This window comes from Lactobacillus gallinarum DSM 10532 = JCM 2011, assembly GCF_001434975.1.
Classification (GTDB): domain Bacteria; phylum Bacillota; class Bacilli; order Lactobacillales; family Lactobacillaceae; genus Lactobacillus; species Lactobacillus gallinarum.
On record NZ_AZEL01000081.1, the window covers coordinates 1 to 8,293 of the forward strand.

Below are 8,293 nucleotides of genomic sequence, written 5' to 3' on the forward strand. Positions count from 1 at the left end.
GATCATATCTATCAAGCAGCTTAAGTGTTCAATTTATTATTGCAATTTACGAATTTAATAATTGCTAAGGAGAAAGAAATGAAGAAAAATCACTTTCGAAGTTTGGCTCTCTTATTAGTAGCGGCAGTAGGCTTGATTTCCTTTGCCAATACTAATGTCCCATGCAATAACCAAACCGTTTATGCCGTTTCAGATAAGTCGCTGGCTAATCTGAAGTTCCATAAACAAGAAATTGTTACGGTCGACCATAATGAACCGCGCTTCTCTAAAAGTACGTTGTCAAAGAGAAATGGTCCCTGGCAAAAATACAGTAATTTAGATTACTTAAATAGAGCTCAGGCGGCTAATGCCCTTTTGAATAAGAGATTGATGCCCCATAGTCCAAGAGCCGGTTTGACTTGGGATCCAACTGGTTGGCACAACAAACGCATTGCTAGTGGCTGGCTTTACAACCGTTGTCACCTAGTTGGCTATCAATTAACCGGTCAAAATAATAATCCGCGCAACCTAATTACTGGAACACGTGAATTAAACGATCCAGACATGCTCAAGTACGAAAATGAAGTTGCCGATTATTTGAAAGACTCTTCAAGTAATTACGTTCGCTACAGAGTTACACCAATTTTCAAAGGTAATGACTTGTTAGCAAACGGTGTTGAAATGGAAGCTAAATCAATCGGCAGCAATGCTGTTGATTTCAATGTTTATATTTTCAATGAGCAACCTGGCGTAATCTTAAACTACAAAGATGGTACTAGTCGCGTTAAACATGGTTCAAGTACGATTGCTGAACATGTAAAAGCTAGAAGCCATCATGTGACTAAAGCAAGAACCATTCATAACATTAAGCACAAGATTTCTACTGCAAATTACCGTGTAATTGGTAACAAACGCAGCAAGATTTATCATGTTGCCAGTGGTGAAAACTATCATATGAGTTCAGCCAATGCAGTTTACTTTCCTTCAGAAGCTGCTGCTAGACGTGCTGGTTATCGTAAATCATTAAGATAATGAAAAAGAGTTATCTGCTTTTTTAAACAGATAGCTCTTATTTTTTATTGAACGCTCTTGCGCCCGCGTTGATAAGCTTCATGCAGTTCCGCAAAAGTCATATTCTTGCCCTTTTGATCAAAGACAACCAATACTTCTTGCACACCATCCAAAATTCTTGATAACCAGCGGAAAATTGTAGTTGCCGCACAGAACAAGACAAATAGAATGAACATTGCCTTATCAGAAATCATGGTCAGTGAGAACAGATTGTGTAAGAAGATAATCGCTAAAACTAACCCGGCGAATGATCCAATCATTACGCATAAACGGAATTTATTTAATGGAGCTGAAATGTGGTAAAGTACCATCATTCCCACTGTCACCAATAAAAGTGTTGCCGTTGTACCTACATCATTATGATCAAGCGATATATAGCCGCCTGCAACCACCAAAATACTTACCGCCAGCATATCGGTTACCCCACCAGGGATTGCTCTTGCCAAAATATTAGGAATAAATTGTCCGCGAATTCTATTGTGATTACTTTCTAGAGCCAACAAGAATGATGGCAAGCCAATGGTGAAGGCAGAAATCAAGGTAATCTGTGATGGCTGTAATGGATAATCAATAACCATTACGAGTGAGAAGATAGCCATCAAAAATGAGAAGATATTCTTTACCAAGAACAAACTGGCTGAACGCTGAATGTTATTAACTACGCGTCGACCTTCATTTACCACCTTAGGCATTCTAGCAAAATTTGAATCAAGCAATACTACTTGAGAGGCTTGAACAGCCGCACTGTTACCGGATGCCATCGCAATTGAACAGTCTGCTTTCTTCATTGCCAAAATATCGTTAACACCATCACCAGTCATAGCAACGGTATTGCCTAAGTTTTGCAAAGCTTTAACAAACTTACGCTTTTGTTCTGGCTTAACTCGACCAAAGACACTGTAGTTCTTCACTGCATCTTCATAACCATCATCAGGTATTTCCTGTGCATCAATATATTTATCAGAATTTTTAATACCAGCTTGCTTAGCAACTCTTGAGACAGTTACAGGGTTATCACCTGAGATAACCTTAATTTCTACACCCTGTTTAGCAAAGTATTCAAAGGTTGCTTTAGCTTCTTTTCTTATTGGGTTAGACAAGAGAATATAGCCGTAAACTTCAACTGGTTTAGATAATTTAGAATCGTCTTCAGTTAAAACACCTGGATAATTGGCTACGATTAAAACACGATAACCAGTTGCGGCATATTGTTCAAATTCATCCTTATATTGATCGAACTGGTCACGCAAAACCATTTCTGGTGCGCCAATTAAAAGTGTATGATCGTCAAAAATTACGCCGCTATATTTATTAACTGAAGTAAATGGCAGAATACCGCTGGCTGTTTTACCAGTATTTTCAGTGAAATGCTCGTGAACAGCCTTCATTGTCACATTATCTGCCGGCATGCTAGCAGCAAAATCACCTATGAGTTGGTCTAAGTTGTTTCCTTTAAAGTCTTTAGAAGCAACTGCTTTTTCTACGCTCATCTTTGGCTCGGTAATCGTACCTGTTTTATCAACACAAAGTACATTAACTCGAGCTAAAGTTTCAACACTCTTCATATCGTGGAGCATTACCTGCTTCCGTGCCAAACGAACTGCAGAAAGTGCTAATGCAATAGTCGTCAAAAGGTACAAGCCTTCTGGAATCATACCGATAATCGCAGCTTCCATGGAAACGATACTACGGTATAAAGACATGTGGTTGACAAAGAAACTCATCGAGAACAGTGCTATTCCCAGGGGAATAATGATAATGCCGACCCATTTAATCAATTTGTTAATTGAGCGAACCATTTCTGACTGTTCACTGCTGCCCATAGCTTTAGCTTTAATCGTCAGCTTAGAAATGTAGCTTTCCTTACCCACTTTTTCTAGTTGCATATAAGCAGAGCCCGAAACTACAAAGGAGCCAGACATTAGCTGATCGCCAACATCTTTAGTAATTTCATCAGATTCACCGGTTAAAAGAGATTCATTAACCCTGATGTCGCCTTTGACAACTTGGCCGTCGGCAGGAATCTGATCCCCTGTTTTAAGTAAAATCAGATCTCCTTTAACTAGTTTCTCAATTGGGACTTTTTCTTCTTTACCATCACGTAATGCCAAGATCTCTGTTGCATTCATGACGTTCAATTTGCTTAAGATCTTTTTAGCACGGATTTCCTGAACAATACCAATTACCGTGTTTAACACAATAACTGGCAAGAAGGTCAAATCCTTATATGCGCCAACTAAGACTAGCAAAACTGAGAGTACCAAGAAAATCAAGTTAAAGTAAGTAAACAAGTTTTCTCGGATGATTTGTTTATTTGTTTTAAATTGATCATCAACGGCTTTATTGACTTCACCAGCTTGAATACGCTGTTCAACCTGGCTACTAGTTAAGCCTATTTCTAAATTTGTTTTTTCTTCACTCATTTTTATTACCCGATAAATAAATAGTTAATATATTCCATTATAACCAAGAATAAAAAAGGCTCGCAAATCTGCGAGCTTATTTTAGTGTTTTCTTATATAAGTCAAAAAAGTATAAGGATATTTATTCTTGCTATCGGCATCGTGATGCTCTTGATGCACTAAATCAAACTGTGAGTAATCAATCTCTGGCATAACTGTATCTGCTTTAAAGACGCCCTCAATTTCAGTTTTTTCAAGGATATCAACCTGATCAAGCAAGGCTTTAAAAATTGATACGCCACCAATCGCACATATCTTTTCACTTTGATGATTGGAAAGATATTCATTCATTTCATCGATTGATGTCAAAATCTCTACCTGGTTATTATCTTTCCATTTACTTTTCAATTCTTCATTGTGGGTCAAAACAATGTGCTTTCGTCCTGGCAATAACTTGGGTAAGCTAGCAAAAGTTTTCCTACCCATTAAAATTGGATGATCCATTGTCTTTTCTTTAAAATGCTTTAAATCAGCTGGTAAATGCCAAGGCAAGTGCCCCTCTACGCCAATTTGCCTTTTTTCATCTTCTGCCCATACATATTCGATCACTTTTATCACCTAAACTGCAACTGGGGCCTTAATCGTACCGTGGTGCTTATAATCTACCACCTTAATATCTTTCATCTCAAAGTCTTCAATATGCTTTTTCTCAGGATTTAGCCAGAGCTTTGGTGAATCATAAGGCGTCCGTGACAACAATTTTTTTACTTGGTTAAAGTGGTTGCGGTAAATGTGTGCATCCCCCAGAGTATGAATAAATTCACCCACTTCAAGTCCAGTTTCACGCGCAATCATATTAAGCAAAAGTGCATATGAAGCGATGTTAAATGGTACGCCCAAGAACATATCTCCACTTCTTTGATAAAGTTGAACACTAATCTTTCCATCAACCACATAAAATTGGAACATTACATGACATGGTGGAAGTGCACTTGTTGGCACATCTTCAGGATTCCATGCAGTAACAATCATTCTACGTGAATCAGGCGTTTCTTTAATTTGCTTGATTACATTAGCAATCTGATCGATAAAACCACCATCGCGCTTTTGCCAATGACGCCATTGTGCACCGTATACATCGCCTAAATTGCCATACTTTTTAGCAAAGTCTTCATCATCGAGAAGTCTTTGATCAAATTTTTTCATCTCTGCTTGGTAGACCTTATTAAATTCCGGATCACTTTGACTACGCAAACCAAAATCGGTCATATCTGGGCCTTGATATTCATCACTGGTTACCCAATTTTTAAAAGCCCATTCGTCCCAGATATGATTATTATGTTCTAGCAAAAAGCGAATGTTAGTATCGCCACGCAAGAACCAAAGAAGTTCGCTTTTAATTAAACCAAATGGAACTTTTTTAGTCGTTAATAATGGAAAACCTTTGGACAAATCAAACCGCATTTGCGCACCAAAATAACTTCTGGTACCTGTACCAGTACGATCACTTTTATCATGGCCTTCAGTCATAATTTTTTGCAAAAGATCCAAATATGGTTGTTCAAGAATTGCCATTTTTTACACACCTTTCAAGTATTTCATCTTGTTTAAGATACCATAGATCTGGTGTATTTTATAATGCAAACTACAATATTTAGTATTTTAAGCAAAAATAAAAAAGATGAAATTAATCATCTTTCCTACTAATTTTTCTTAAATTCACCCTTATGTCTGATCAAGTAAACAACTGCTGCCACTACTAAAACCAATGCACCAACAATGACTGAAATTCTCGTATCAGGGTTGATAAACATAAAGACCACAATTACGAGTAGCATCGCAAAAGCAAAGTAGTTTGAGAATGGATAAAGCGGCAATTTAAATGGGTGGGTTGCCATTTTATCCTTATTATTTCTTCTAAATTTAAGTTCTGCTAAAAGAATTACAAACCATGGAATCATTCCCGGCAAAACAGATGAACTGAACACGATAACAAACAGGTCTGAAGCAGAATGATTAAACTGTGACGCAATCACATTTAAAACAAAACCGATAAAGATACCGCCAGAAATACCCATAATCGCACGGTCAGGCACAATTCTCTTAGAAATATGCTTGAAAGGACTAGGTGCTTCACCATCATGAGAAAGTTTAAACAGCATTCTACTTGATGAATAAATTCCTGAGTTGGCACCAGACAAAGCTGCAGTTAAAACAACAAAGTTAATAATTGAAGCAGCTGCGGTAATTCCTACTTTGGCAAAAGTAGTTACAAATGGCGAGCCCAAGCTACTCAATTTATTCCATGGATAAATAGTTACAATAACAAAGATCGCACCTACATAGAAAATCAAGATTCTAAGTAAAACTGACTTAACGCTTTTAACGATAGCTTCTTGCGGATGAGCAACTTCTCCAGCAGAAATACCTAAAAGTTCAATTCCTTCATATGAACCAACGATAATTGACATTGAGAAGAAGAAACCTTTAACACCGCCAGTAAAGAAACCACCATGAGCCCATAAATTGCTGAAGCCAGTTGGCTTACCGCCATTACCGACACCAAAGAAAATGACGATAAAGCCTAGAATAATCATCAAAATAATAGTAATTACTTTGATCATGGCAAACCAAAATTCTAGCGAAGCATAAGCCCTGGCACTAGCCAAGTTTGCTAAAAGCAGAAATGCAATAATGATGATACCTGACCACAAAGCACTAATATTCGGCCACCAGTATTTCAAATATTCCGTTGCAGCCACAACTTCTGACATACCAACAACGATATATTCAAAAACATTGGCCCATTCAGCTAAATATCCAGCAATTGGGTGGACATATTCTGTTGCATAGTCCGCAAATGAACCGGTTCCTGGATTGATATAAAGCATTTCCCCGAGTGCTCGCATAACAATATACAAAATCAAGCCAACAAACATGTATGCCAGTAGTACTGAAGGACCAGTCCATTTAATAGTTGACGTAGACCCCATAAACAAGCCGACACCGATTGCACCACCGAGGGAAATCATTTCCATCTGACCAGCAGTCATTGTACGGCGCAACTGAGGTGCGCTATTCTTTTTACTCATAACTCAACTCCAAAAAATCAATTCTATCCTTAAACATATTCTTAGATAACTTTAATTTTATTACTGGTTATTTGTCAAGGATAAATGTAGAAAAGTAAGTTTAGTTGTAATTATTTCTGCACCCTGTTTTTGACTATTTAAGATAATAGGTTATAATAATTAAAGTTATGGAGTGTTGGCAGAGTGGTAATGCACCGGACTCGAAATCCGGCGAACCAAGTATTCCTTGGCGCGCAGGTTCAAATCCTGTACACTCCTTAATTTTTGACAAAAAAACTAGAAGCCTATATACTGAACCTGTTCAGATCAGATATATAGACTTTGTCGATGTCGTTAGTTGCCACTACTAACGACTTTTTTATAGGCTAAGCTGATCTTTTGAAGAATATCATTCAAAAATTCAGCTGGGACCATACATCTATATTCACAAGCTCCTGCCGGTGAACTTGAATCAATAGTACGTTCATGATCTAACTCTACTTTGCCATGAATAGGTAAATCATCTGGCAATTCAATATGTAGCGGAAAATCTTTTTCATTACTGGTAATAGCAACCACTTTAATCATTCCACCATACATCATGTTAAAATCGTCATTTGAAACGATTAGAGCCGGACGATATCTACTTTGCTCATGGCCTTTTGTAGGGTTAAAATTCTCATGATAATATCGCCTTGTTTTAAGGCCTTCTTATAATCTTGCAAGTACCTCACCTCTTTCTAGGTGCCTTAAAGCAAAGTTAAAATACTTCTCGTCCGACTGGTTCTTTCCAGTCTTCTTCTTTTGATTTACCTGAATTTTCTTTTTTCCAATCAGCCCAATATTTTTTATAATCGAAGCCTTTAAAAAGCTCCTTCAAATCTTTAGGTTCTTTTTATTTCTTTAAAATAATCTCATTTTGCTCATTAACAATGATTTCAAATTTTGTTGGTAACTCACTAACTGCTATATAAAACATGGAAATATGTAGAAGAATACGAATTTCCTACATATCAGAAAGATATATTTTTCCTTTCTTTGTTTCATTTACTGTCGTCTTCACTAGTATTCTGATATTCCAAATAGGAGTAATCACATTGACTAGCTCTTACAGCTTAAGGACCTAGCCAGCCCTGTTTATTTTCTTTATTTTGCCAAAGCTAAAAGATTTAAAACTGCATTTTCATCGCGATCATTCTTGTAGCCACACTCATAACAGACATACTCATTATGTTTGGTACCATGCTTTTTATTGCCCTGCAAAGTGATCTTTTCCTCACCTTTTTTGAAATAACCGCACGCAGCACATCTTTGAGTTGATGGGTATGTTTTATCAGCCAAGATTAATTCTTTGCCATACCAATCACACTTATAAGTTAGTATTCGTCTAAACTTGCTAAAAAGTGATCTCTGCATTCCTTTTGAAGCTACATGCGTCATCATCATTTCTTTGACTGCCAAATCTTCAATTACAATTTGATCGTAATTATTAACAAGCTTAGTAGTAAATTTTTGTAATAGATCGTTTTGAATATTAGCTGCTTTGCGATAATCTCTTTGCAGTTTGGTTCTCACTGCAAAGTAATTATTTGATTTTGTAGCTAACTTACCGTTAACTTCTCTTTTACGTGCCAGCATTCTTTGATAATGCTTAATACGCTTATAAAGCTTTTGCAATTTAGCAGGCAAAACATTAATTTTACCATCTGTGTAATTAAAGTGGCCAACATTGACATCAACTGCTGTCTTTTGCTGGGTTTTAGCTTTTAG

7 protein-coding genes, 1 tRNA gene and 1 pseudogene are annotated in these 8,293 nt (G+C 37.0%); 2 read left to right on the forward strand and 7 right to left on the reverse strand.

Annotation, left to right across the window (positions count from 1 at the left end; genetic code table 11):
• Positions 1 to 78 precede the first annotated feature (78 nt).
• The gene (locus FC37_RS09700) at positions 79 to 1,011 is read left to right on the forward strand and encodes a DNA/RNA non-specific endonuclease (RefSeq protein WP_025006435.1); all 933 of its coding nucleotides are present in this window, start codon (positions 79 to 81) and stop codon (positions 1,009 to 1,011) included.
• A gap of 44 nt (positions 1,012 to 1,055) precedes the next feature.
• Here FC37_RS09700 and FC37_RS09705 read toward each other — a convergent pair whose 3' ends face one another.
• The 4 genes from FC37_RS09705 to FC37_RS09720 all read right to left on the reverse strand — a co-directional run bounded on the left by FC37_RS09705 (position 1,056) and on the right by FC37_RS09720 (position 6,544).
• Complete coding sequence (locus FC37_RS09705) at positions 1,056 to 3,473, reverse strand: cation-translocating P-type ATPase (RefSeq protein WP_025006436.1); 2,418 nt, start codon at positions 3,471 to 3,473, stop codon at positions 1,056 to 1,058.
• Positions 3,474 to 3,554: 81 nt separating this feature from the next.
• A complete protein-coding gene (locus FC37_RS09710) occupies positions 3,555 to 4,061 on the reverse strand; it encodes a dihydrofolate reductase (protein ID WP_056945639.1) in 507 nt (168 codons plus the stop codon).
• Positions 4,062 to 4,070: 9 nt separating this feature from the next.
• A complete protein-coding gene (locus tag FC37_RS09715) occupies positions 4,071 to 5,027 on the reverse strand; it encodes a thymidylate synthase (RefSeq protein WP_025006437.1) in 957 nt (318 codons plus the stop codon).
• 128 nt (positions 5,028 to 5,155) lie between these two features.
• A complete protein-coding gene (locus tag FC37_RS09720; RefSeq protein WP_056945640.1) occupies positions 5,156 to 6,544 on the reverse strand; it encodes an amino acid permease in 1,389 nt (462 codons plus the stop codon).
• Between the two features lie 169 nt (positions 6,545 to 6,713).
• Here FC37_RS09720 and FC37_RS09725 point away from each other — a divergent pair.
• A tRNA-Ser gene (locus FC37_RS09725) sits at positions 6,714 to 6,802 on the forward strand.
• 75 nt (positions 6,803 to 6,877) lie between these two features.
• Here the strand turns inward: FC37_RS09725 and FC37_RS09730 are convergent.
• The 3 genes and pseudogenes from FC37_RS09730 to FC37_RS09740 form a co-directional block, all read right to left on the reverse strand.
• Positions 6,878 to 7,150 carry a type II toxin-antitoxin system PemK/MazF family toxin gene (locus FC37_RS09730; RefSeq protein WP_236697326.1) on the reverse strand — a complete coding sequence of 91 codons (273 nt, stop codon included), beginning with the start codon at positions 7,148 to 7,150 and terminating at the stop codon, positions 6,878 to 6,880.
• Positions 7,151 to 7,283: 133 nt separating this feature from the next.
• Positions 7,284 to 7,502 (reverse strand): annotated as a pseudogene (locus FC37_RS10985) (AbrB/MazE/SpoVT family DNA-binding domain-containing protein).
• Between the two features lie 167 nt (positions 7,503 to 7,669).
• Positions 7,670 to 8,293, reverse strand: a 624-nt coding sequence (locus FC37_RS09740; protein WP_156400682.1) for an RNA-guided endonuclease InsQ/TnpB family protein, incomplete at its 5' end; no start/stop codon positions are given.

What these genes read in the sequence shown, in the direction of transcription:
- FC37_RS09700 (WP_025006435.1), top strand. Translation starts at nt 79, where the DNA reads ATGAAGAAAAATCACTTTCGAAGTTTGGCTCTCTTATTAGTAGCGGCA.
- FC37_RS09705 (WP_025006436.1), bottom strand. Translation starts at nt 3,473, where the DNA reads ATGAGTGAAGAAAAAACAAATTTAGAAATAGGCTTAACTAGTAGCCAG.
- FC37_RS09715 (WP_025006437.1), bottom strand. Translation starts at nt 5,027, where the DNA reads ATGGCAATTCTTGAACAACCATATTTGGATCTTTTGCAAAAAATTATG.
- FC37_RS09720 (WP_056945640.1), bottom strand. Translation starts at nt 6,544, where the DNA reads ATGAGTAAAAAGAATAGCGCACCTCAGTTGCGCCGTACAATGACTGCT.